This is a genomic window from Scytonema sp. UIC 10036 (assembly GCF_009725235.1).
The window spans coordinates 36228-60085 of record NZ_WJFC01000055.1 but is presented as its reverse complement, the minus strand read 5'-3'; the positions used below and the strand labels follow the sequence as shown (position 1 = coordinate 60085).

Sequence of the window (23858 nt, the reverse complement as noted above, 5' to 3'; positions counted from 1 at the left end):
TGGGCATTCCTTGGCTAAGATTGGTTACAATTAGCGTGCAGGCAGGATGCCTTTTTTGTACAACAGTGATTTATGTATCAGTCTCCCAGTTTAGAACAAGCGCTAAAACACTACTTTGGTTATGACACCTTCCGCCCCGGACAACGGCAAATCATCGAACAAGCGCTCTTAAATCGGGATCTACTGATCGTTATGCCCACTGGTGGGGGAAAATCGTTGTGTTTTCAACTTCCCGCACTCCTGAAAAAAGGTGTCACTGTTGTGGTGTCGCCCCTTATAGCTTTGATGCAAGATCAAGTGGAAGCATTGCGAAATAACGGTGTTTCTGCAACATTTCTTAACAGCAGCCTCAATGCCTATCAAGTGCGATCGCGTGAAGAAGCCTTGCTCCAAGGTAAAATAAAACTACTCTACGTTGCCCCAGAACGTCTGGTCAGCGAAAGATTTCTACCTTTACTCGATCTTGTCCATCACCAAGTTGGTATTTCTGCCTTTGCAATTGACGAAGCCCACTGTGTTTCTGAGTGGGGACATGATTTTCGCCCAGAGTACCGCCAACTGAAGTTATTACGCCAACGCTACCCGGATATAGCTGTTTCTGCCCTAACCGCCACAGCAACCGATCGCGTCCGCAGTGATATCATCCAACAATTAGGGTTAAACCAACCCAACATCCACATTTCTAGCTTTAACCGCACAAACCTTTACTACGAAGTCCGTTCCAAAACCAAATCTGCTTACGCGGAATTATTGGAACTGATTCGAGAAACAGATGGTTCGGGAATTATCTATTGCTTGACGCGCAAAAAAGTTGATGAACTGACTCTTAAGCTTCAACATGAGAAAATTTCTGTTTTACCATATCATGCTGGATTAACTGATGAAGAACGCAATCAAAATCAAACTCGGTTTATTCGCGATGACGTGCGCGTTATCGTAGCAACAATTGCCTTTGGGATGGGAATTAATAAACCAGATGTTCGGTTTGTGATTCACTTTGATTTACCCCGCAATATAGAAAGTTATTACCAAGAATCAGGTAGGGCGGGAAGAGATGGAGAAACATCTCGCTGTCTGCTTTTCTATAACTTTAGTGATGTCAAAACGATAGAGTGGAGTATCAATCAAAAAACTGACCCTCAAGAACAATTGATTGCCAAACAACAACTGCGGCAAATGATAGACTATGCTGAAGGAACAGTTTGCCGTCGCACAATTCAATTGGGTTATTTTGGAGAACGGTTTGCAGGTAATTGTGGAAATTGTGACAACTGTCGCTATCCCAAGCCAGAGGAAGATTGGACTATCGAAGCCATGAAATTTTTATCTTGTGTGGCTCGATGCAAAGAAAAATATGGAATGGGTCATATTATAGATGTGTTGCGAGGTGCAAAAACCCAGAAAATTATTCAAAACGGACATGATAAACTATCTACTTATGGGATTGGTAAAGATAAAGGTTTAGATGAATGGCGAATGCTAGGGCGTGCTCTATTGCATAAAGGTTTTTTAGAACAAACAAGCGATGGTTACGCAGTCTTAAAACTGAATGCTTTAAGTTGGGAAATCATGCGCCGACAGCGAACAGTGACTGTTGCTGTTCCAGTAGCACAAAAGGTTACCTTTACAGACAGGGATGCAAGAGCAGCAGAGGTGGATTTACTCTTGCAGAAATTGCGATCGCTACGCAAACAAATTGCAGATGCTCAATCTGTTGCACCTTACGTCATCTTTTCTGACTCTACACTAAGATTAATGGCACAGATGCAACCTAAAAGTTTATTAGAATTTAGTAAACTCTCTGGGGTAACCAGTCATAAAGTTTCGCAATACGGGGACCAATTTCTAGCAGAAATTTGTGCTTACTATCAAAAACAAGGGTTGCTGGAAAAGAAACTGAATTCTACACCTTCTGACGAATTACCTATAGGTACAGAACTACACACATTACAATTACACCAGCAAGGTTTGAGCGTTCAAGAAATTGCGAAAAAACGCAATCTTCGCCCAAGAACCATTGTCGATCACCTTTGCAATCTCATTGAGAAGAAGCAGCCAATAGATTTAAATTTATTGGTTCCTGTCGAGAAGCAGCAAAAAATTTTACAAGTCTTAGAAATTCTTGGGGATGTTCCTCTAACACCTATTAAAGATTATCTTGGCGATCGCTACAGTTTTGATGAAATTCGTCTTGTAAAGATAACGTGGCGGTGTAAAGGTAAGAAGTGAGATGATTTTGGATTTGGGATTTTGGATTTGGGATTTGGGATTTGGATTTGGGATTTGGAATTTGGGATTGAAATTCCCGACTTCTTGAAGGATGCTATCTCTCGTTCCCAGTCAGAGGTACAAAATGCAGCACAGCAGGCTCCGCAGAGCTTGTGGACTGAGTTAGGAGGCGGAGCCTCTCCCAAGGCATTCCCAGGCGGAGCCTGGGAACGAGATGGGGGTCTTTCGATCGAGATGGGGGTCTTCAAATTTTAGCAACAGCAAGGGGAGTACGCACGACTTTTCTATTAAACAGAATGCGCGGTTTCAACAAAATTTTCAAGATCAACAACAACGAACCGAACTCTCCTGGTACGTTGTTGCGCTTCCACTGTCCGGGACGACAAAATAACATTTCCACAAGTCGGCGTTGTTGGGGCAAACTGACTGATTCAAATCTAACTCTTACTGTCGAAGTTTCATCTTTCAAACCAGTCCACAATATTTGTGCATCCAGCAGTAAGTTTTCTTCTGTAATTTCTACCTTTACAGGTACATTTTCAACTAAATCAAAGGGAGGCTTTTGCGTGAGAGCAATTTCCACTCCTCCTTCTGAAATCATTCTTGATACTCCCCAAAAATTTTGTTCTCCAAACTGTAGCCGAACGACTCTTCTCAAATCAAACCATTCATATCTGTCTAATTTGGGTGCATCTAGTAATACCAGGAGAGAAATAGCGATCGTTATTAAATTATATGCGCTCCAATACCAACCTAATCGAATACCTTTAACTTCTAAATCTAGTTCTGGTGAGACTGCCGCAGTCCAAGAACTATCTAACATAAACATTCCTAAACTCCGGCACAAGCCAAGGGCGGTAGCAAGAAATAAAATAATCAAAGGAATTGCTAATTGCCAGTTATAATAATATTTATCACTTGTTTGTCCTTTTGGTGTGACTTTAAATCCTTTAGTAAAGGGATTTAGCATCACTTTTATTTGATTCAATGCAAGGGGAAAACACAAAATTAGGGAATAAATATCTGACAGTAAAGCAGAGCGCGATCGGTAATTTAACCAAGAAAAAACTGTCAGATTTACTATATAAATAGGTAGGTAGAAATATAGAATTTCCACTGCGGTTGCATGAATGGGAATCACACCTAAAAATAAGTAGGCAAGTGGTATCAAAAGGAAGTAAACACGAGCAATACTACTAGAGTGGTTCAACAATCCTTCCAAATGACCCAATCGTTGGATGAGAGTCAATCCGGGAATTGTTAAAGGATTGGATTTAATAAAAAATGCTTGCAATGTACCCCTTGACCAACGCAGTCGTTGAGTTACATAAGCAGCAATGTTTTCCGCCGCTAAACCTGCACTCAATTGTTCGTTGAGATAAATTAAGTTATAGCCTCGAGCAGATAAACGAATTCCCGTGAAATAGTCTTCGCTTAAAGAATTTGTCACGAACCCACCCACACTTTCTAATGCACTGCGTCGAACAACAAAGGAAGTACCACAACAAACTAAGCTACCTGCTGCATCACGAATAGGTTGGAGTTGACGATAAAATCCTTCTTCGTCTGGAGTGAGAATATTTTCTAAGCCAAGGTTGCGGGTTATAGGGTCAACATTATAAAAGCTTTGAGGTGTCTGCACGAGTGCTATATTTTCATCCTGAAAGAAGCCAACTGTGCGGGTCAGGAAATTTTTAGTGGGGACAAAATCTGCATCAAAAACAACAATCAGCTCGCCATCAGTTTGAGATACAGCATGATTCAAATTTCCCGCTTTGGCATACCTGTTATCCGGACGTGTTACATATTCACATCCTAATTCTTTAGCTAATTGTTTCATTTCCGGACGGCTGGTATCATCCAGAAGATAGATTTTTTTCTTAGGGTAGTCTAGTGCTTGACAGCCAATAATTGTACGCTGCAAAATAAAAGCGGGTTCGTTATACGTTGGTATTAAAATGTCAACGGATGGCGTAAAGATTCCATGAAGAACGGCGAGCGATTTTCTAGTTGCTTCCTGACGGCGATCTGTGATATTAAGCATCAGAAATAGCTGAATAATCGTATTCAGGAGCGTGAACATTTCAAACACGAATAGCCCTACGCTGAAAACGCCTACGAGAGGATTAGCTAAATTGAGCGTGGAAAGCGATCGCCAAAGAACATAACGCAAAGTCAAGCACAGTAAAATTCCTACTACAAACCTTCGAGACCAAGCCTGAGGTTGGGGAGAAATTTTTACAATCGCCAAGACAGATAGGAATAGCAACACAGTGGGTGCTAGTAAATACTGTTTTGGCACCATTGGCACAGTTAACCAAACCGGCGGGTTCTTTTGCCATTCATTAATCTCCGCAAAAGCATGACCGATTACCTCGTCACCTGCAAACCACGCTGCAATAACAGCACCAAATAAGACAAAGATGCTTAATAGAAAAAATGTTGCTGTATGGACTTGGAAACCTCGCTGACGAACAAGTTTGAGGCTGTATTTACTCAACTTTGTAATTATCATTTTGAAATCCCTTAACAATGACCAATGAGCAGTAACCAGTGACTGAAGTTCAGTTAATCCTCACACTTGTGAATCAACTTCTTTTTTTCCATAAACAAAATTTTCGAGCTTGTACGAGTTTACGCTTGGTCAAGTTTGGTGAATTCTTAAAGTCAACACCATTGTAAACATTTGATATACTTTACAACAAAATACGAAGGTTCTGCAACAAAAATTAATAACTTGGTTGTCAGGAGTAGAATGCTATGAGAAATCAATTCTTGGAACTCAGGGGATTTTTTGAAAAAATTCTCAGCTTGCATTCATTTAACTGCTGAAAATACAGTTTAAAGTAACCTTAGCAATAAATTTGAGAAGGAGTGTTGCTCGGTCGGTTGCCTTAAAGTAGCTAAATACACCATAGGTTGTGTTTTAGGATTGAAAAAAACGAAATTACAGTGTTCGCGCTAAACAAGTTTGTGTAAAAAGGTGTTCTATGGAGTTAGCAGATTTTCTTGGTCTTGTCCATCCAGCGATCGCAGTCTTTTTCGTATTTCCTCTAATTGGCATGGTAGTTAACTTTGCATGGCAAACACGTCAGCGACGCTTGGAATCCAAAAATTCGCAGAAAAGCAAGATTCCGCCTGTAGTAGGAGTAGAACACAGACAGCTTGGGAATTGGCTAACAGGCGCAGTTGTGGGATTAGTATTAATAGGGCTTGCTTATCCAATTGGGAAAAACATTATCAAAAATCAATTGTGGGCTAAAGATGCTTTCCAGGTTACTTTTATTTTTGTAATGTTTGTGGTTACAATTGTTTCTTTAGTCTTACTGTATCGTGTCAAACCACCGCTATGGCGGGGAATATTTGCTACTTTAACGGGTGCGGGTATAGTTATTCTTGGCTATCAGGATGGAGTCTTTCGCCGAGACAATGAATGGTACTGGTCTCATTACTACTACGGAATAGCAGCTGCTTTGCTGATGATTTTTTCTCTAGCAATTGTGCCTGATATTTACAAAGATAGATCGAATCGTTGGCGTACAGTCCACACAATTTTAAATTGCATTGCCTTGTTACTATTTATCGGGCAAGCTATGACAGGTACAAGAGACTTGCTAGAAATTCCCTTAAGTTGGCAGGAACCTTACATTTATCAATGTGATTTTGCTAACAAAACCTGTCCTAGGGGGTAGGGGTAGGGAATAGGGATAAGGGAGACATGGGGGATAAGGGAGACATGGGGACAAGGGAGAATAATGTATACAAATGACAAATGACAAATGACAAATGACAAATCCGGAACACGAGAAGAAATAGCTGAATCTTCATAAGATATCCACAAAGCTAGCAGATAATGTTATCTGCTAACTCGTACCATTTTGAAACAGGAATGCAACAGATCGTTGGTTAAAATTAAGCCCAACTAAGGCTTTTTCAATCCAAAATCTAAAATCCAAAATCTAAAATGGTAAAACGAATTATATTTATAAAACTTATGTTAAGACTCTATCACGTTCTCCTTGGTGCTCTTGTTGTTTCAGTATTAACACCACTTGGCTTGATACAAGCTTTCTCTAAGTTTTCAGCTGCCCATAAATCGCAGCAACCTGCGGTTGTACAAGGGAGTGCTGCTAACTCACAAGCAACTCAAGGCAATATCTGGAAGACAATCTTAGGGAAAACGAGCGCCCCATCGGGCTGGAGTGTTTCACCTTGTGAAGGAACTGCACCTTTACTCTGCGTATCTTCTCAAGAAAAAGTTTTGGGTACAGTTGAGATGGGAGTATACCCTTTAGACAAACTACCAAATTTTCAAAAAATGCTGGTACAAGTCGGTATTCCAGCAAATTCTAAAATAGATTACCAAGACCCGAAGAACCAAAACCAGGTAACCTCAGCACTGAAACTTTGGACTTCTGAGCACTACAGTGTTTTGGCAAAAGATCGTAAGGGAGAGTACAGCAACAAAATTACCTTCTCATCCCAGCCCCCTCAAACAGTACAAGTCGGTAAACTGAAGGGAGTGTACTACGGATTTGCAGGGCTGAAAAAACAAGGTGGATCTCATGAAGAACATCGCGGTTATGTTGCCTTTGACGGTAAAGCCCTGTACGTCATTACAACTGCCTTTGACACAGCCTCCGCAACAGGGAAGTTTGATAAAGTGGAAAATTTCCGGAATTTTGAACCGCATATGCCTGTAATAGTACAGGGAGTCAAATTACCGAAGTAAGGGCACGGCACTGCCGTGCCTTCACGGAAAAAGAACAAGCACATCACCTGTATCAATATACGTAACTGATGAGGTTTAAAAACCAGCCATTAGGCTGATTTTAGGTGAATACTTGGTAAGAATTAAATTTCAGCAAATGCCCGTTCAATAAGACGGCGTGCTAAAGTTTGTGTCCCTGTATGCTCGTAGTAGTTGGTTGAAACATCCAGGAATGCAGCTAAATAGTCTAGATTCTCATCTGCAACATCAAGGAAGCTTTGCAAGTTGTGAGCAACTTTTTGTGGCGTTAAACCATTGGAAGCAACCAAACCGCTCATCCAACCCTTAACTGAGTCAAAGCTTTCCCCAATAAAGTTAAGTTTTCCGCGAGAATCACCACCAGGAATTGCATCTTGAATGTTTTGGTAAGTGGCATTCTGTTCCAATTCTTGGGGGTTTGTCTGGCTAATTCTGGATAATGCTGTGCTGATAAAATCAGGACCAAGAGGCAGTAAGCCATCTACACAAACTAAGGCAACCATACGGATGAGCGACTCACCACTATATTCACCTAAAGAAGCAACAAAATCTCCAATACTGTCTCCAGGAATACCATTGATTTGACAGAAAGCTACCAACTCGGCAACTAACTTTATACATAAATCAATAGTTTGGGCTTTATCAGATTTGGGAGTTACTTTGTTGAGAAAGCCAAAAAGAGGAATTTTTTCACCGACTTTATTCGCTAACGCTGCCGCACCAAGTGCTCTATCTGTGCTGTCAACAGTTTGATAAAGCCACATGGCGCGTTGGTACCCTTGAGAGCGATCGTTGTAGAGATAAATTGCTCTTTCACCAATCGCTTGAATTAGGGCGTCATCAGTTTCGCCAGTTACAGTTTTGATGGTATTGACAAATCCAACCACATTGTGCCATTGGCCCGGAGCTACGAAATCCAGAGAGTTCAACATTGACACTGTCAAACCGCCGGTTGGTAGCTCGTCAACCAGTTCAAAAATAGGTTTAGCCACAAAATACTCCTTGTTGTTATGTAGTTTGTTAATTGCTAATTGCTAATTGCTAATTGCTAATTGTTAGTTGTTAATTGCGTTCTTACCATTAGCCATTAGCCATTAGCCATTAGCCTTATTTCAGTTTTGCCAAACCATCAAGGTTGAATTTTTGTATCCATGCTTCGCGATCGCTTGCTGTAAATGACGGATCGCGGGAAATCACTTTGACTTGGTAGCGATTGTTTACCAGTACTGATGTTTGAGTATTACCCAATTGGCGTGCGGGATAACCGGCTATTTTTGTTGTGCTATTTGAGTAGGTAGCAGCCGAACCTGGAACACTCGTTGTATCAGAAATGGCTAACATGGCTATATCTTTACCGTCTTGCTTCAACTTAGCTTCAGCAAAGCCTTTTTTCTCTTGGGTAAAAACTCGTTGGTAACCATCACCAGCAGAGGGGAAGAATTTGTTAAATTCGCTACCTTGGGTTGCTTCTTTAGCGACAGCTTGACCGCTTTTTTGCCTGCTACTTTCTTGCTGTACTTGATCGAATCGTCCGGGGGCTTTCGTTGCACACCCCGTTGTCACTAGTAACAAACATAACAACAAAGCCACCAATACTCTACGGACACGAGGGAAAATCATCTTTGCCTCCTCCATGTGCTTAACTTACAGGCAATTTATTATCTGCTTTCCTGTAGTGTTTACTTGAAAAATTTACTTTCTAATAACTTTTGAGTGCAACTACCGTAAGGTCGGGGTTAGGGGTTAGGAGTTAGGGGTTAAGGAAAAACCCAGTCCCCAGTCGCAAATCCCTAATCCCCAATCGCCATTCTCAATTGCGGTGTGCTATGACAGCGTAGAATGGATCTCCCCCTCCAACTCCCAACCACTGTAGTAAATTGGGAGCTGTTGACTGGCGTGCAATAACCTCAGGAGGAGAAAAGCCCGGTACAGAAGAGAAGTAACTTTTCACCAGTGCAACTCGACTCGCTTCACTACCCTCGCGCCACGCTTGAATTGCTTTTTGGAAAAACATTCGGTTGGAAAAGCTGATAATTGCTACACCACCCGGTTTAAGAATGCGGTGAATTTCTGAAAAAATTGCTTCTGGATATTGTAAGTACTGCACGGAAACACAGTTGAGTACGGCATCAAAATTTTGGTCTGGTAAAGGAAGTTGGGGGTTTTCGTTGAGATTTTGTACGAAGTAATGATTCAACCGTGGATTGCGTTCTAGTTCTTCAGCATTTAGCCCATGTCCTTCCACATATTCAAATTCCATCTCTTCTGGTAGGTGGGATACCCAACTACTCATCATGTCAAAGATACGGGTGTTGGGTTTGAGTCGCTCGCGGTACAAGTCAATTAGCTGTTGAATAAAACCTTCATCCACATGAGTGACGAAGCGGGGATATTCGTAAAACAGCTTGTCATCTGTAATGTCTAGCTTATCGCGTTGCTCTGGTCTTAATGGCATAAATGTTTTTTCAAGGTAGTTCTATGGGCTATGGGCTATGGGCATGGGGTAATGCTGTCTTGAATAGCTTTTACGATGCCCAATTCCCAATTCCCGATGCCCAATTCCCATTTTCGTTGGCAACAATTTTGATACCACAATACGTATTCTATAAATAGATACAAACACTCAAGGAGCCAAATAAAAATTTGGCTGGGTTTAATTCAATGTTGTATAAAGCACAATGTATTTATCGTAATAGGGTTTTTACTGAGATATTATGGGGTTTTCCTTATATAAGCTTGTTACTTTGGACACTGCCGCTACTGCTGTTTAACTCGGGGCAAGACAGCTTGATGGCACATGATGAAGGGCTTTATGCTTGGCGATCGCGTTTCATGGTAGAGTCAGGTGACTGGATACATCCATGGTCAACACCCCATCATAAAACTCCCGGTCCCTACTGGTTAATAGCCAGTGCCTATACCTTGTTCGGGATTAATGAAACCAGCGTGCGACTGCCAAGTGCGATGGCAGGCATTCTCAGCGTGTTACTATTATACGAAATCGGCAGAATTCTCTTAGGCAAAAAAGTGGGTTGGTTAGCTGCTGCCATTTTAAGTGTTGAATTCCTTTGGTTGCAGTACAGTCGCTTGGGTACACCCGATGTACCTATGATTTTCTTGGTACTTTTGGCTATTTGGTCTTTCTTAAAAGCAGAACTACATCCCCGATACCGCTTTTTCTGGAGTTTTCTTGCTGGTTTAAGTTTTGGTTTGGGCTTCTTAGTGAGAAGCTTCATGATTGTCTTACCCATCGTCGCTTTGCTACCTTACCTAATTTGGGAGCATCGCCGCCATCGTCATCTCACCAACCCAATGTTGTACTTGGGATTTGTCGTAGGTTTAATTCCTACTGGTATCTGGCTTTGGCTCAACTTTCACCACTATGGCAAAAACGGTTTTGCAGAATTAATCAACTTTGTAATGAAGTTGAGTTCTGGCGATCGGAATAATAATGGGTTGGAGTTTTATTTCTGGAACTTACCAGTTCGAGCATTTCCCTGGTTTTTTGTGAGTCTTTTAGGCTTGGGCGTAGTTCTACGCCGCCCCATTCCTCGCTACCATCTCCTCCTTATTGGTTTTCCTCTGACTTTATTTGTCGAACTAACTCTTTTCCCGACTCGCTTACCTCACTACAGTCTCACCCTCTATCCGTTCATTGCTTTACTGGGTGCTGTGGGTTTGAATTGGTTGGGTAGAGGTTATACCAATTTTCGTTTAGTCATGGAGACTGACAAAGGAACAAGGAGACAAAATACACAAGGAATCCCTCACTCCCTCACCCCCTCCTCCTTAGCCCGAAATCTCAGTTATGCCTTTGGTGGATTGGGTGTTGTACTGTCAGTAGCAGGTGTTGTGGCTTTTACTATAGGTGATGCAGAAGTTCGCAAGTATGCGACTATGGGATTGGTATTGGGAATAGGTTGGCTGATTTTACTTGCAATTTGGATTGCTCGTTATCATTACGATCAAAAGTTTTTAACAGTTCGCTATTGGATAGCAGGGTGGTTAATTCCTGCTTGGTTAACTTTGGCTGTTGCTGGTAGTACTGGTATCATAGGTGACTATAATCCAGATTTGAAAGCTTTTATTCATCAGCCTGAGATTGCTCAAGTTTTGTCTTCTTCACCCGTTTATTTTGTCCAAATTGGTGGAAAAACTGGAGTTTTGTTGAATTTCTACACCCCTCATCACGGACAGAAGGTACAACAAGTTTCTGAACTTCCGGCTGCTAGCTATGCTTGGATTCCTGCAAAAAAAATGACTTTGGTATCTCAGCCTTATCGTCTTGTTGGTACCGTCCAAAAGGTCAATTTAATTCAACTTCTAAATAACGATAAGCTAAAAGAAAAATAGATATTGTTGAACCAAAACCATGCAGCAGTCTAACTTCCGATTAGACAATGATTTTCTTCGTCAAATTCTTACACTAGGTGCGATCGCAACCGCTTTTGTAGTGAATGTTATCTCTAATATTTTTCCATTAAATGGGCTAAGTATTGGTGAAATTTCTAATACATTATTTAGAAATGTTCTAATTATTCCTGCTAACTATGCCTTTGCAATTTGGGGTTTGATTTACCTGGGTTTGTTTGCTTTTGCAGTTTATCAGTTTCTTCCCAATCAAAAGCAAGATCCCGATTTACGCAATATAGGTTATTTACTGGTTATCGCCAGTCTAGCTCAAAGTATCTGGGTATATCTTTTTCTAGATAGACTCTTTTTTCTTTCAGTAGTCGCAATGTTAGGCATTTTGCTACCTCTAATTGTTGCCTACTTGCGATTGGAAATTGGGAAAAATCCTGTATCTCGTATTAAAAAGTGGTGCGTACACTTTCCTATTAGTATTTACTTGGGATGGATTAGTGTAGCAACAATTGTGAATGTGGCTTGTGCTTTGTATGCTCAAAATTGGAATGGAGGGGGGATTTCTGCAGAAGTATGGACGTTGATTTTGTTGATAGTAGCAGCTGTTGTTACTATAGCCATTGCAATCCAGTATCAAGACGGCGCTTATACAGGGGTTACTGTTTGGGCATTGGTTGCCGTTGGTGTTAAAAATTGGGATAAGGCAACTGTAAGAAATTTGGCATTGGTTTTAGCGATCGCTCTTATTGTTCTCATTGTTACTAGAGTCTTACTTAGCCGCCGTTCCGGTTAAACATTCATAGTTTGCTAACGTTAATATAGTTTAGATAAAATAAGATAATACAAAATCAAAAACACGTAAATTTTATCGATGAGTAAGTTTGTATCTTTGCAGACAGTTATTGAAGACTTTGAGGCGCTTCCAAGAGAAGACCAAGATTTGCTACTGGATTTAATAAAGAAAAGGCGGATTGAACAAAGGCGTAAAGAAATTGCTAAAAATGCCGCACAAACGCAGGCAGCAATTGAAGCAGGTACAGCCAAATGTGGTACACTTGAAGACCTACGGCGAGATTTACTGAGTAACGAATGAGACTTATCATTTGGGATAGTAGCTTCAAGCGTGCTTTCAAGAAAGTTATTCGTAAGAATTCTCAGTTAGAAGAAAAAATTTTCCAAGTTTTGGAATTACTTATAGCCGATCCCTTTGTACCTTCGTTAAAATCACACAAGTTGAAAGGCGATTTAGAAGGTTTGTGGGCATGTTGGGTTGAATATGATTGCCGCATCATCTACAAATTTGAGCCAAATCCCGATTCTGATGAGGATAAGATTGTTCTCATCGATATTGGCTCTCACGATGATGTGTATTAAAACTGAATACAACTTTAACTTGGCTTCCCTGTCCCGTCTTTCATTTGCTTTGCCAGGAGATAAAACCTCAACGACTAACTCTGGAGCTGCTGTTAGATGTCCTGCTTCATCTAGCAATCGTTCCAAACGTTCCTTACTTGCCCAAACGATATCAGGGATGACATTATCTGATTCTGAAAAAACAATCCCAGGGGTAACGGCAGGTTGACCCAAACCGCTCTCGTCTGACCATAGCTTCAGTACAGTTCCAATGTTGATGCAAACTGCTTGATGCTTCCAATCTGGTGCTCTGGTCACAAACAATTCTCCGTCAATAATTTCGTAGCGATTGACGCGATCGCCTTCAAAAATTTGTAAGTCATAAGTCGTCCAACGAACTGGATTGGTGGTGGCTGACTGCATGGAACCCCTCGCGATTATAGACGCTTTCACTCACAGAAATTTATATGCTTAAATTTATCTCTCATTTTATCTACCAACTACCTCCATCACCTGATAAGTCTTTTTGAAGTAGCCAACAAATGGAAGGCACGACGATGGTGGACTTGGGCAGCGTAAACCTCGCGTTTACCAAGCAGCATTGTGGCGTTCCTGTGTTAGCGCACTGTAGTTAAGATATAGGCTGCATTGTACGGAGTCAAAAGTTAAATTTCCAAGTAACTACATTGCTGTCTGGTATTATTCCGGATTCTACTTGTGAAATTCCGACTACAGTCATTATGTTAAGTAACTTTAATGGGTATCCGAAAAAGCGCCGCTTCTGTTGAAGTATTTAACATGAGGCAATGCTATGGCTAAGCTACCAAACTTCTGACTTTGTTTAAAGTCAAAGGTTAGAGATTGGCGTTGGTAGAAAAAGGTTTATTGAGCTTCTTGAAGGGGGAAGTATGAATGGAGAACCAAAATTTTCTAGAAATAATGTTATACGCAGTATATTCTTACTGGTATCAATGTTTTTAGCATTTGATTATTGGCTAACTCATAGACCAGTAGATTCTTCGCTACCCAAAGAAGAGAAATTTATCCAAGCCGTCAAAATTTCAGTGAGTCATGTACTCTTCTTAATAGATAGTAATTACTATTTAAATAACTCCGAGCAGCAACGCCTTTCTCTAAAGCAGGGTAAACAGTTTTGCCAAGCAAAAGAGCAATGGCAAAATGAAATTTTGTATAAAGACAGAGCCATCAAGTTAGCTAAAGAATTTACAAATGTTTATTGGGAAAAATGGGGATACGATCTAGACAAAGGAGGTACTATAGTTGGGGCCACTTGGGAGAATGCGTTTCGCTATTTATGTCCGGAGTTAAACTCCTCTAATTAAGCTGTAAGAGCAATGAGTTTTCGCTCCTAAGGGGGCAATGATACCTTTGAGTGCGCCCACCCTAACTCCTTTCGCTTTATTCATCAAAGGTTCAGTTTAGGAGCACTCATCCTTATCGCCTGCATACAAGGAAACCTGCAAATGCTTTCACATCCACAGGCGTTTTTAGTATTGTCTAGTTTAATGGACTTTAAATATTTATCAATGAAAGCTTGGTAAATTATGCAGTTTTAGAAGCGCGATCGCTATTCGCGTCTTGCCCTCAATGCGGTTTCCTCATGCTTGTAACTGTCCCAATTTAGCTATAATGTCCCGGTTGACTTTGATGTAGCCCCGCTCGACGTGGGTAAAGTATGAACTCAACTGCTGATGGGCTTTAGGCAATGCGTGGAAAGGAATTGATGGATACAAATGGTGCTCTGCATGAAATGGCATATTCCACATGAAAAATCGCACAGGCGACAGGGTTAGTGTTACCCGCGTATTGGTTAATGGATTAGCGTCAAGCGAGCAACCTGTATGTTCCCCTAGTAAAATAAAACGCAGAATAGGTTGACCTACAATGAGCGGCAGCAGCCAATAGAGCACAAACCAAGGCTGCCTGAACGCTATTGACACAGCGATCGCGACTGCATAAACAGCTAATTGCCCTCTGATGGAGCTAATGACTTCGGCTCTCTCTGCAACTGGTATAAATGGGCAATCATCAAGTTGACCTAGTAGAGCGCGACAATACCCGCGTATCTTGTTTGCCCACCAAGGTAAACCGCTAAGTACCAAGAGATATTCACTCCAGTTACGTGGTGTGAGGTCGGTCAGTTCCGGGTCTTTACCTGGAACCCGAGTATAAAGGTGATGCCATTTGTGGTAATGACGATAGAAAGTGCTGTTGTAAAAAGAGAGCACTCCCGCACACCAAGCCACAGCCTCATTCAAACGATTGTTAGCAAAAGCAGTTCGGTGAACGCATTCGTGCATTGGTGCAAACATGGAAGCAATACTAAAGCCATAAATTACCAATGCTGGGATCGCCACCAACCAATATCCCCAATTCGTTGCCCAGAGGTAGCCACTGCAGCCAAGGATAGTAAGATGTCCGGTTAGATAAAGCAGCCCAGTTATGTTAGAGCGCTCGTTCAAAATACTTAATTCCTTTACATTCAGAATCTGACGTGCGTGATTGAGTTTTTGAGCTTGATTATCTAATAATTCCCTTTGAACCATTGCATCACCAGACATAATTCAAGCGTAATTAAACGTAAACATAAATATCACAAACTTAGTATAGTACAACTCATACAGTTGATTCTAGAGCAATAAGCCGAAAGCTTAACGCTTACGCTCTACCGCATCTAGTGAAGCCTCTCAGATGAGGTAATGTTGTTACCAAGTTACTAGACTTCTTATTTTTTTTTAAGTTAAACGATAGGCGATAGTCCTGTTGAAGTCTCTTTGTAGTTTTCGATTTTGTCAGCTAACCGCGAAGCTAAAAAAGGGCTTGCCTCTTTTTTAGCTTCATAAATGACCATAGCTTCTTCTCGATATCGAATAATTTTCTCTTGAGTCCAATAGTGTGGTGGTGGTAGTAGTAAATTGCTGATTCTATCTGCTAACTTGACCATCCAAATTTCTTGCGGTTGCTCTTTTATCCTCTGCAAACTATCTAACATTTGGAGAGATTTTTCTAAGCTTGAGTTTTTTGTCAGTGCAAGTACACCATTAGCTACAGGTAAGCCAAATTCGGCTTCTATTTGCTCAAAAGTGACGTTTGTATCTTCAATGGTATCGTGCAAAAGGGCACATTGAACTGCTAAATTACCGTCACGTTCTGTTTCTATATTCAAAGCAGCAATGATTTCCATGCTGACAAAACTTAAGTGTTGAATATAAGAGATTTCCGTACCTGGCACTTTTTGACCCAAGTGTGCGAGTGCGGCAAATCTATAGGCTTTGATATAAACTTCTTGCAACCAGTTTTGTTTCATATATTCTTATGGAGGCGCTACTACCATTATTGCCTACAACGTTTCTTTTAGGAGCGCTCCCAACACTTAGAACTCGAACATTTTTACTTTACACTCCATAACGAACATCAAGACAACCCGGTATAGCTTTGGCTTGAGACAAAAGGCATAAATAAAAGTGCTGTTGTAAAAAATTACACTTGACCACGGTGAGGCATGGGATTGTGCATTGAACGCACCCCGACTAACACAGATTTTTATCTCTTAAAATTAAATGTAAAATTCGATCTAGTAAATGCAGCAAGCAACGCGATATAAACTTCTTGGAAAAGAAGCACCGTGTTTGGAGGCATGACTTCCATGAAGATCTGTAACGCTCACACGACATCAGAATGGCTTTCCCAAGAATCGGTACGGTATGTTGCTTCGTGTTTGGAGGCTTGTGAAAATGCGGATATGTTGGCAGACCTACGTGCGATTTTCCCACGAGAGGTTTTAGGGCAAGGCAGCCGATTTGTCAGTCTAGAGCAGAGGGACAGATTGAAAGTTTGGTTGGATTCTTTGAATCAGCAAGCGGCATAAGGCGATCGCATTGATAAGAATATTTAACAGCAAATAAAGTTTCAGGTTCTTCACGGCAAATAAATTTGCTCGTGTCGGTGAGACCAGCCCCTACGGTGATCCCTCCGTAGGGGACTGGCGAACCCGAAGGGCATTCCACCCCGAACTAAAGTTACGGGGCTACCTGCCTCCCGTGTTATCTAGGTGTAAAGGTGAGTCGATTCTCAGTGTGGTAATGTTTGATTAAATAGACAGACAGTTAGAGGAATGACAAACAAGATTGGTTGTCTAACGTTAAAGAACTTTCAACTACAGTGTGGTGCGGTTTTACCCGAAGCGCAACTGGTGTACCAAACCTACGGCGAACTTGCGAGCGATCGGGTAAGTTCCACTGCGAAAATTTTAGGTTAATCTAAGGATAGTTAAGTAGATTTGACTTATACCGAAGATTTCAATTCAAGATGCGAGTGACCTGTTAGGCGTACATCCGGACACTTTGAGCTATGTGGGAGGAGGAAGGCTTGCATTGTGGCAGAACGTACCAATGGTGGGCATAGACGGTATGATGTTGCTAAACTTCTGGGAACATCTGAGCGTGAAGGTAAAACAATTTGTTATGCACGAGTAAGCACTCGCCCACAGAAAGACGATTTGCAACGTCAGGGACTTGTGCTTGCAGGTGACTGCGATCGACAAGGTTGGAAATATGAACTAATCACCGATATAGGTTCAGGGATTAACTACAATAAACGTGGTTTATCGAGGTTAGTGAGGCTACTTCTAGAGGAGTGAAGTAAGAAGGCTAGTGGTTACGCATAAAGACCGTTTATTAAGGTTTGGTGCTGAGTTAATTTTCTCCAGCACGCGAACAATTAAAGGTTGAGGTCATAATCATTAACCACGATGTTAATGCCTCACCGGAACAAGAGTTGGTGCAAGACGAGTTAGAAGTCTAACCCTTGTTTTCCGCTCGGTTGTATGGGTTACGGAGTCATCAAAATAAGTCGTTGATTGAGGAGTTAGATAAAAGCGCCAAAAAAATTTCAGTAAACAAACTCAATTGAGTTAGAATCTTGTGTATAATGACAAGAAGCTAAAAAATTTAAGGGGGTGATAAAGCTTGTCCGTCGTAACTATCCAAACAATTGCAATGAGCACTAATCAAAATAAGCCAGCGCTAGATTATCTAGAAGACTACGGGATACTTTTCGGACAAGCTACCCGAACAGCATTTGTGCTAAGAAATCGAATTGGTAAGACAACAACCAAAGAATCTGAATTAGAAAAGACAATTTGCAAGGAGCTTGAAAAAAGGTTTGGTATTTCCAATTCAGAGGCTAAAAACGCTTACAATAAAGCGACGGCTGCTTATAGCTCGCAAGCTGAGTTAGTAGATCTATACATAGAGGACAACTACGACTGCATCAAAGAGATTCGACGGACTATTAAGAAATTAGAGTTTAAGCTAAACAAAGCTGTTGTGTTGGGGCAGGAAACCACAGCTAAAAAATTAAAAAAGAGAATTCACTTCAAGCAACAGAAAATTAACAAGCTAGACGCTAAAATTCACCGTCTAAAAGAGGCGAAAGCTACCGGACATTTTACAGTAACTTTTGGTTCGTCTAAATTATTTGAAAAGCAGCACTCTTTAGAAAAGAATGGGTACAACAACAAGCAGGAATGGCTTGAAGACTGGCGCTCAACACGGTCTAATCGTTCATTCTTTATAGGTTCAAAAAACTATCAAAGTGGAAATCAGTTAATTAGATATGATGCTAATTTACATACTTTGACCTTGACGGTTACCCCTAACTTAAGAGCGAAGTATGGTGATACTGTAACTCTTCATAATATTAATTTTCCCTACGGTCACGATTGGTTACTAGCTGCTATAGAACCAGTGAAACGTACCTCTACACGGAAAGGAAAAGACGGAGAGAAGAAAGGGACATCTAGGAACGGAAGCCTTCAGCCTGTCACTTATGAAATAGTTAACAAAGATGGGAATTTTTATGTTAATGCAACCCTCGAAACAGTAGATCCAGTAATCCAAACATCCTTAGAACAGGGTGCTCTAGGCATTGACTTTAATCCTAATAGTATTGACTGGAGTTTAATAGATCGTCATGGGAATTTAAAGCGCCACGGAACTATCAAGATTAATGTTCAGGATAAGCGCTCGGCGCAAACAATCATACATTATTGGTAAGGCTGTATCTGAAATAGTTAGAATTGCATTGAAGTACGGCGTACCCATAGTTATTGAAGATTTAGATTTTGCCCAAAAGAAAGCATCTATGAAGGAGAAAAGCGCAAAGTACGCTCGGATGCTTTCTAATATGGCGTACAGTCAGTTTACCCAAATGATTGAGTCTAAATGCATCAAATCTGGGGTAGAACTGATTAAAGTTGACGCTGCTTACACCAGTGTTATTGGTGTTACGAAATACATGGCAATTTCTGGTTTGAATTCTGGGTGTGCCGCAGCGTTGGTAATAGCGCGGCGCGGTCAGAATCGGACTGAAAGATTACCCAAACGCCTTGATTCTTACTTCAAGAAGCCAGAGGACAAATTGAAGTCGGGAGCTTGGAAGAAGGTAGCTAGGAAGATTGATATTTGTGGCGCTTTTAAACGTCATAAATTTTATTCTCCCGGTATCAAACAGGTAAAGACTAACTGTCTTTTGCACGGCACGCTACGGCAAACAAAGACCTCTAGGAGGTTTGATACTGTGCAGGTTTTAGTGACCCCTCATATCCGTAAAAAGCCTTGCGCTATCGGCATCCCTGTCCTTAAGGGCTTAAATCCTTAAGTTTGCCCAGGTTTAGAGTAGCGCCGCAATGTCATCCTCTACCCAACTTCTTACGGAGCGCAACATTACGACATTGAGTGGCTGATTCGTCCCGATAGTATTCTCGACCCCAGCCGTTGGTTCATTATCGTTCCCAATATGTTTGGCAATGGACTGTCGAGTTCGCCCAGCAACTGCTTTGATTGTAGACCGAGTGAAGAAGGCTTTTGGTTTAGCCATGTAGATAATGTTCGCGCTCAAGAACAACTGTTGCAGTCCGTATTCAAAATTGAACGTTTAGCGCTGATTTATGGCTGGTCAATGGGCGCACAGCAGGCATATCACTGGGGGGCATTGAGGAGCGATCGCTCCTCTAAACCCTGCTACGATCAACAAGCCTTGATGCGCCGCTATGAGGTAATTCGGGAAATCTGCGACGGTATGTTAAGCCTCGATTGGGGCGCTTACCAAAACGACCATGAGGACGCAAACGGTCAGTTTGAGATGAATTGGATGTATGCCGATGCCCTCGTCACCGCAGATCGTCATGCTTTCTTCAAATATATGGTCAAAACGATTGCCGAAAAGCACGGATTGCGTGCTACCTTTATGCCCAAGCCTTTTCCTCATTTGACTGGTAATGGCTGTCACACTCACCTCTCTGTCTGGAACACAGATCTTAACGCAAATCTCTTCCACGACGAGCAGGGAGAATTGGGACTTTCACCTCTAGCTTACCAGTTCATTGCAGGCGTGTTGCATTCTGCCGAGGCGCTGTGTGCTTTTTCAAATCCTACTGTCAATTCCTACAAGCGAATCAACGCCAAAGTGACTACTTCAGGGGCAACTTGGGCACCCAATACCATTACTTATAGCGGCAATAACCGCACTCATGCAATCCGCATTCCTGATGTCGATCGCTTCGAGTTTCGTCTGGCTGATGGTGCGGCTAATCCCTACCTACTAAGCGCTGCACTCATTGCTGCGGGACTTGATGGAATTGCCAACAAGCGCGATCCCGGACCGCGTTCTGACTTCAACAGCTATACAGAGCCACAAACAAGCGAACGAGTAAAACAGTTGCCGTCAAACCTATTGGATGCTTTACGCAGCCTCAAAGCAAACACAGTTTTACCCCAAGCTCTGGGAGAGCGGTTCACGGCAGCTTATTTAAAATTAAAACATCAGGAATGGAATAACTACAGTAGTTGCATCACCCCTTGGGAATTGGAAAATACTTTAGATTGCTAGCAGCACAACTTTTGTTAGAACTGATAACTTGTACCATCCCTATCGAGATATTGGTTACTTGCAAATGCTGTACACCACTTTAACAGGCGATCGCAATGCAACCAGAGAGAATCCAGGTTTTAACCCCCCTTCCGCACCCCCTACTGTCACAATCGGGTTTTTCGGAGTTTTACTAACTATAAAAGCTGTATTTTATACAAAATTGTGTAGAATTTCGATGGCGATACCTACGGTAAGCTGCGAAGAGCGCCAACCTCAAATCCTCAAACGTTCAAAATTCGTAGTGTGACACTTTAGGGTTTAGAAAACTTGATTACCCACGATCCACGTTTATGACACTGACTGCTAGCGAATTCCCAAAATCCTTTTATTTGGTAGGTTGGGACGTAAGGGAAAGAAGGTGTTTCTTTTATTTATAGCGGGTGGCGTGCCGCAACGCTAGTGAGAGGTTCATATCTTTCACTAATGTATTAATACTTAAAATTACGTTTTCAATAAATATATATTATTTTCCATAAAACGAAAAATCAGACTTTAGGCTCTTTGTAAAATCTTATTGATTTATGGACAAATATGATATTAATATGTTATATTTAAATTCACGAAAAATAACATTTTTTAAGCTTTTAAATAACCCTCCAAGAGTCCCAATAATACTTGTTTATTGATATTTTTTAGGCGATCGCCCCAACAGTGGAAAATTTTTCGTGGAGCGATGCTTTCCCAAAAGTGACAATTACCAACGGAAGTTGATTGAGGATTGTTTCAATCGAGATAAAAATGAGAAAATTCTGCCATCGTCTACAAGCTGCCTCATGGTCACAACATTATTGTTACGCTGTTTCCTGGTAATGTTTATCGTACTGATGAATTGGGTCTCGATCGCTCCTCAAGCAATTGCTCTACTACGTCCGCATCATGATGCACCAGGGGTTCTGCGCTATCATTCCCAAGTGTCTATCAAAGACGATACAGGATACGCTTGGCAGATATTACTATTCAAAGTCTTTGATGATGATAGACTGCAGAATATTCATCTGCGATTGGTGGGCTTTCCTGGTATCGTGGAATTCGCACACCCACAAGCACTCGAAATTTTGACAGCAAACGGCAAGATATTAACCGCAACTGATGTTTACTCAGAAAAGTCTCCTGCACCTAACGTAGGCGAATATAAGTTTGCTGATGTACTACCAAAGTTAGAAACAATTGATGCTTTGAAACTATACCTACCTTTACAAAGAAAGAAAAGCTTAATACTAACAATACCTAAAGAGGTAGTTACAGAATGGCAGTGGTTAATTACTGATTTTAACAATGTTGTTCAATAAAAAGTTTTATGGTGACCATCAAGGAGATAATGAGCCAAACACCAATGCTCGGTAATCTCAGGGTCGCCATTCCAAACCACTGGCTGCTTAATATCCAAAACAGAGAGTGTAAATGCAGTTGGTTGCTTGCCATGGGTTATTTCATGCTCATAGTATATCAATCTCTCTCGAGCGAGCCAACTCAAAGGGAACATAGGAATGATAAGCATAAGCTGTCAAGTAATGTCTTTTTCATCATCTATTGACAATAACGTCATGACATATATTCTGGCGTATTGCACAATTAGTACTTAACGTACATTTGCAATCGCCCCACACCACCTGAAAAATGCCAAAATAGAAGTGGAGTGATAGTACTAATGTATGCACATTCTGTGGTTTCGACGGGACTTGCGGTTAAGCGATAATGAAAGCGTAGCTAGGGCAACTGATAATAATGCCCAAGTATTACCTTGCTTTATTATCGATCCCTGGTTTTACGAGCAATCAGAGGTAGGTAAGGCACGGGTCAGATTTTTATTTGAGTCTTTAGAAAATTTAGAGAAAAACTTACGTTCATTGGGCAGTCAACTCTATCTATTTGAGGGAAATTCAGTAGATATTTTGCAACAACTTACCCAACAGTTAATTCAACTTGGGCACAAACCCAAGCTCTACTTTAACCGCGACGTGCAAGTTGAATATGGAATAAGTCGTGACAGAGCGATCGCTAACTTCTACCACCAATTCAATCTGGAATGCCACATCGGTCTCAACAACTTCTTACAGACAGATGATGACCATCGCGATCGGTGGTTTGAGGAGTACTACACTTATGTTAGGCAATCTCCACATCCGACGCCAATTCGCATTAACACCCCACAGTTATCGTTCAATTTACCCCAACTCACTTTCACCAAACTCAAGCAAAAGTACAGTACTTTTTACGAAACAAAGCGAGTTTACTTTAAAGGTGGAGAAACACAAGCGTTTTCCACACTGAATTCTTTTCTCACAAAACGATTTCATGGGTATCATTGGAAACTGTCACGTCCCTGGTTGGCACAACAAAAAGCAACGTCTCATCTATCACCACACCTAACTTTTGGTACAATCTCAGTCCGCACAGTCTACCAACGCACGAAAGCGCGAGCAATAGAACTAGCCGATCAACCAAAGGCTGAATTTTCTCTCAAGGCATTTCGAGACCGATTGCGTTGGCACGATAGTTTTACTCAACGGTTATACTTTCATCCAGAGATAGCATATACCAATCGTTATCCTGAATTTGACGAGTATTACAGACCAGATGAACTTACCCAACAGCAACAAGAGTTATTTCATGCTTGGTGTGAGGGTTTAACTGGTTTCCCAATGGTTGATGCCAGTATGCGTCAGCTCAGAACAATGGGCTGGATGAATTTCCGTATGCGGGCGATGTGTGCTACTTTCTTAACTATCAATTGCGGTATCTCCTGGCATCATGGTGCTAGACACTACATGAATTATTTGGTGGATGGAGATTTGGCGATCGATAATTGGCAGTGGCAAATGCAGGCAGGAATTACTAATCCCTTAAGTGACACTTTTCGTATTTATAATCCTAATAAGAATATTGAGGAGAAAGATTCAGATTTACGCTTCATTTACCACTGGGCACCAGAGTTACTAGGGTATAGTCTACCTGAAATTCTTCAAGGCAAGTATATCGAACATGGTTTATATCCACCACCAATTCTAGACTGGTCAATGACTCGTAAAGTTAACGGTAAAATTGTTTCTGACATTCGCAAACGGGTGCGAGAACGTCTGCTGGTGAGTGGTGGTGATGAGTTAGAAAGTGCTATAGCCACAAAAACAACCGTTGAAAAATACTTTGAGTCCAAAGATAAACAATACAAGCAGTTCAAGGAAAAAGATTTTCAGATTGAGAATTAAAC

The 23858-nt window shown here is 41.3% G+C and carries 25 protein-coding genes and 1 pseudogene; 17 read left to right on the top strand and 9 right to left on the bottom strand.

Annotation, left to right across the window (positions count from 1 at the left end; genetic code table 11):
• Positions 1 to 72 precede the first annotated feature (72 nt).
• On the top strand, positions 73 to 2229 hold the full coding sequence (gene recQ / locus F7734_RS24960; protein WP_155747284.1) for a DNA helicase RecQ: 2157 nt from the start codon (positions 73 to 75) through the stop codon (positions 2227 to 2229).
• A gap of 21 nt (positions 2230 to 2250) precedes the next feature.
• Positions 2251 to 2484, top strand: coding sequence for a hypothetical protein (locus F7734_RS24955; RefSeq protein WP_155747282.1), 234 nt, complete (start codon positions 2251 to 2253; stop codon positions 2482 to 2484).
• Here the strand turns inward: F7734_RS24955 and F7734_RS24950 are convergent.
• The gene (locus F7734_RS24950) at positions 2474 to 4744 is read right to left on the bottom strand and encodes a glycosyltransferase (protein ID WP_155747280.1); all 2271 of its coding nucleotides are present in this window, start codon (positions 4742 to 4744) and stop codon (positions 2474 to 2476) included. The two genes, F7734_RS24955 and F7734_RS24950, sit on opposite strands and share 11 nt — an antisense overlap.
• Before the next feature lie 475 nt (positions 4745 to 5219).
• On the opposite strand from F7734_RS24950, the gene F7734_RS24945 reads away from it, so the two are divergent.
• A complete protein-coding gene (locus F7734_RS24945; RefSeq protein ID WP_155747278.1) occupies positions 5220 to 5921 on the top strand; it encodes a DUF4079 domain-containing protein in 702 nt (233 codons plus the stop codon).
• A 302-nt stretch (positions 5922 to 6223) separates the two neighbouring features.
• Complete coding sequence (locus tag F7734_RS24940) at positions 6224 to 6961, top strand: hypothetical protein (protein ID WP_155747277.1); 738 nt, start codon at positions 6224 to 6226, stop codon at positions 6959 to 6961.
• 122 nt (positions 6962 to 7083) lie between these two features.
• Here F7734_RS24940 and F7734_RS24935 read toward each other — a convergent pair whose 3' ends face one another.
• From F7734_RS24935 to F7734_RS24925, 3 genes are all read right to left on the bottom strand, one after another.
• Positions 7084 to 7971: a hypothetical protein gene (locus F7734_RS24935; RefSeq protein WP_166482129.1), complete on the bottom strand. Its 888-nt coding sequence runs from the start codon at positions 7969 to 7971 to the stop codon at positions 7084 to 7086.
• Positions 7972 to 8086: 115 nt separating this feature from the next.
• Positions 8087 to 8599 carry a hypothetical protein gene (locus tag F7734_RS24930; RefSeq protein ID WP_155747274.1) on the bottom strand — a complete coding sequence of 171 codons (513 nt, stop codon included), beginning with the start codon at positions 8597 to 8599 and terminating at the stop codon, positions 8087 to 8089.
• A 190-nt stretch (positions 8600 to 8789) separates the two neighbouring features.
• The gene (locus tag F7734_RS24925) at positions 8790 to 9434 is read right to left on the bottom strand and encodes a class I SAM-dependent methyltransferase (RefSeq protein WP_155747272.1); all 645 of its coding nucleotides are present in this window, start codon (positions 9432 to 9434) and stop codon (positions 8790 to 8792) included.
• A gap of 206 nt (positions 9435 to 9640) precedes the next feature.
• Between F7734_RS24925 and F7734_RS24920 the strand changes: the two genes are divergently transcribed.
• From F7734_RS24920 to F7734_RS24905, 4 genes and pseudogenes are all read left to right on the top strand, one after another.
• Positions 9641 to 11332, top strand: a complete 1692-nt coding sequence (locus tag F7734_RS24920; RefSeq protein ID WP_155747303.1) for a glycosyltransferase family 39 protein — start codon at positions 9641 to 9643, stop codon at positions 11330 to 11332.
• A gap of 19 nt (positions 11333 to 11351) precedes the next feature.
• Positions 11352 to 12137: a tryptophan-rich sensory protein gene (locus tag F7734_RS24915; protein ID WP_155747270.1), complete on the top strand. Its 786-nt coding sequence runs from the start codon at positions 11352 to 11354 to the stop codon at positions 12135 to 12137.
• Between the two features lie 78 nt (positions 12138 to 12215).
• Entirely contained in the window at positions 12216 to 12437 is a 222-nt protein-coding gene (locus F7734_RS24910; protein ID WP_155747268.1) for a hypothetical protein, read from the top strand.
• Positions 12434 to 12655 (top strand): annotated as a pseudogene (locus tag F7734_RS24905) (type II toxin-antitoxin system mRNA interferase toxin, RelE/StbE family); the annotation flags it as partial. The gene F7734_RS24910 and the pseudogene F7734_RS24905, both read left to right, overlap by 4 nt.
• Here the strand turns inward: F7734_RS24905 and F7734_RS24900 are convergent.
• Positions 12590 to 13120 carry a Uma2 family endonuclease gene (locus F7734_RS24900; protein ID WP_243147063.1) on the bottom strand — a complete coding sequence of 177 codons (531 nt, stop codon included), beginning with the start codon at positions 13118 to 13120 and terminating at the stop codon, positions 12590 to 12592. The pseudogene F7734_RS24905 and the gene F7734_RS24900 sit on opposite strands and share 66 nt — an antisense overlap.
• A gap of 485 nt (positions 13121 to 13605) precedes the next feature.
• Here F7734_RS24900 and F7734_RS24895 point away from each other — a divergent pair, with 485 nt between their 5' ends.
• Positions 13606 to 14040, top strand: coding sequence for a hypothetical protein (locus F7734_RS24895; protein ID WP_155747264.1), 435 nt, complete (start codon positions 13606 to 13608; stop codon positions 14038 to 14040).
• Positions 14041 to 14316: 276 nt separating this feature from the next.
• On the opposite strand, the gene F7734_RS24890 is transcribed toward F7734_RS24895, so the two are convergent.
• Both F7734_RS24890 and F7734_RS24885 read right to left on the bottom strand, forming a co-directional pair.
• Positions 14317 to 15279 carry a fatty acid desaturase family protein gene (locus F7734_RS24890; RefSeq protein ID WP_155747262.1) on the bottom strand — a complete coding sequence of 321 codons (963 nt, stop codon included), beginning with the start codon at positions 15277 to 15279 and terminating at the stop codon, positions 14317 to 14319.
• 179 nt (positions 15280 to 15458) lie between these two features.
• A complete protein-coding gene (locus F7734_RS24885; RefSeq protein WP_155747260.1) occupies positions 15459 to 16025 on the bottom strand; it encodes an HD domain-containing protein in 567 nt (188 codons plus the stop codon).
• A gap of 330 nt (positions 16026 to 16355) precedes the next feature.
• On the opposite strand from F7734_RS24885, the gene F7734_RS24880 reads away from it, so the two are divergent.
• The 5 genes from F7734_RS24880 (at position 16356) to F7734_RS63815 (ending at position 19378) form a co-directional block, all read left to right on the top strand.
• Positions 16356 to 16586, top strand: coding sequence for a hypothetical protein (locus F7734_RS24880; protein WP_243147062.1), 231 nt, complete (start codon positions 16356 to 16358; stop codon positions 16584 to 16586).
• Between the two features lie 246 nt (positions 16587 to 16832).
• Complete coding sequence (locus F7734_RS24875; protein ID WP_207714199.1) at positions 16833 to 16976, top strand: hypothetical protein; 144 nt, start codon at positions 16833 to 16835, stop codon at positions 16974 to 16976.
• Between the two features lie 117 nt (positions 16977 to 17093).
• Positions 17094 to 17357 (top strand): recombinase family protein, encoded by a 264-nt coding sequence (locus tag F7734_RS66235; RefSeq protein ID WP_347566278.1) that lies wholly within the window; start codon positions 17094 to 17096, stop codon positions 17355 to 17357.
• Positions 17358 to 17715: 358 nt separating this feature from the next.
• Entirely contained in the window at positions 17716 to 18774 is a 1059-nt protein-coding gene (locus tag F7734_RS63820) for a PspA/IM30 family protein (RefSeq protein ID WP_243147061.1), read from the top strand.
• Positions 18728 to 19378, top strand: a complete 651-nt coding sequence (locus F7734_RS63815; RefSeq protein WP_243147060.1) for an IS200/IS605 family accessory protein TnpB-related protein — start codon at positions 18728 to 18730, stop codon at positions 19376 to 19378. The genes F7734_RS63820 and F7734_RS63815 overlap by 47 nt, the downstream gene beginning before the upstream one ends.
• A gap of 12 nt (positions 19379 to 19390) precedes the next feature.
• Here the strand turns inward: F7734_RS63815 and F7734_RS62215 are convergent, their stop codons facing one another.
• On the bottom strand, positions 19391 to 19597 hold the full coding sequence (locus F7734_RS62215; protein WP_207714201.1) for a hypothetical protein: 207 nt from the start codon (positions 19595 to 19597) through the stop codon (positions 19391 to 19393).
• Positions 19598 to 19627: 30 nt separating this feature from the next.
• Between F7734_RS62215 and glnT the strand changes: the two genes are divergently transcribed.
• Complete coding sequence (gene glnT, locus F7734_RS24860) at positions 19628 to 20608, top strand: type III glutamate--ammonia ligase (RefSeq protein WP_347566277.1); 981 nt, start codon at positions 19628 to 19630, stop codon at positions 20606 to 20608.
• Positions 20609 to 21423: 815 nt separating this feature from the next.
• The gene (locus F7734_RS24855; protein ID WP_155747258.1) at positions 21424 to 21939 is read left to right on the top strand and encodes a DUF3122 domain-containing protein; all 516 of its coding nucleotides are present in this window, start codon (positions 21424 to 21426) and stop codon (positions 21937 to 21939) included.
• Here the strand turns inward: F7734_RS24855 and F7734_RS24850 are convergent.
• Positions 21933 to 22148 (bottom strand): hypothetical protein, encoded by a 216-nt coding sequence (locus tag F7734_RS24850; RefSeq protein ID WP_155747256.1) that lies wholly within the window; start codon positions 22146 to 22148, stop codon positions 21933 to 21935. The genes F7734_RS24855 and F7734_RS24850 overlap by 7 nt on opposite strands.
• A gap of 154 nt (positions 22149 to 22302) precedes the next feature.
• Here F7734_RS24850 and F7734_RS24845 point away from each other — a divergent pair, with 154 nt between their 5' ends.
• Entirely contained in the window at positions 22303 to 23856 is a 1554-nt protein-coding gene (locus F7734_RS24845) for an FAD-binding domain-containing protein (protein WP_155747254.1), read from the top strand.
• Positions 23857 to 23858 lie beyond the last annotated feature (2 nt).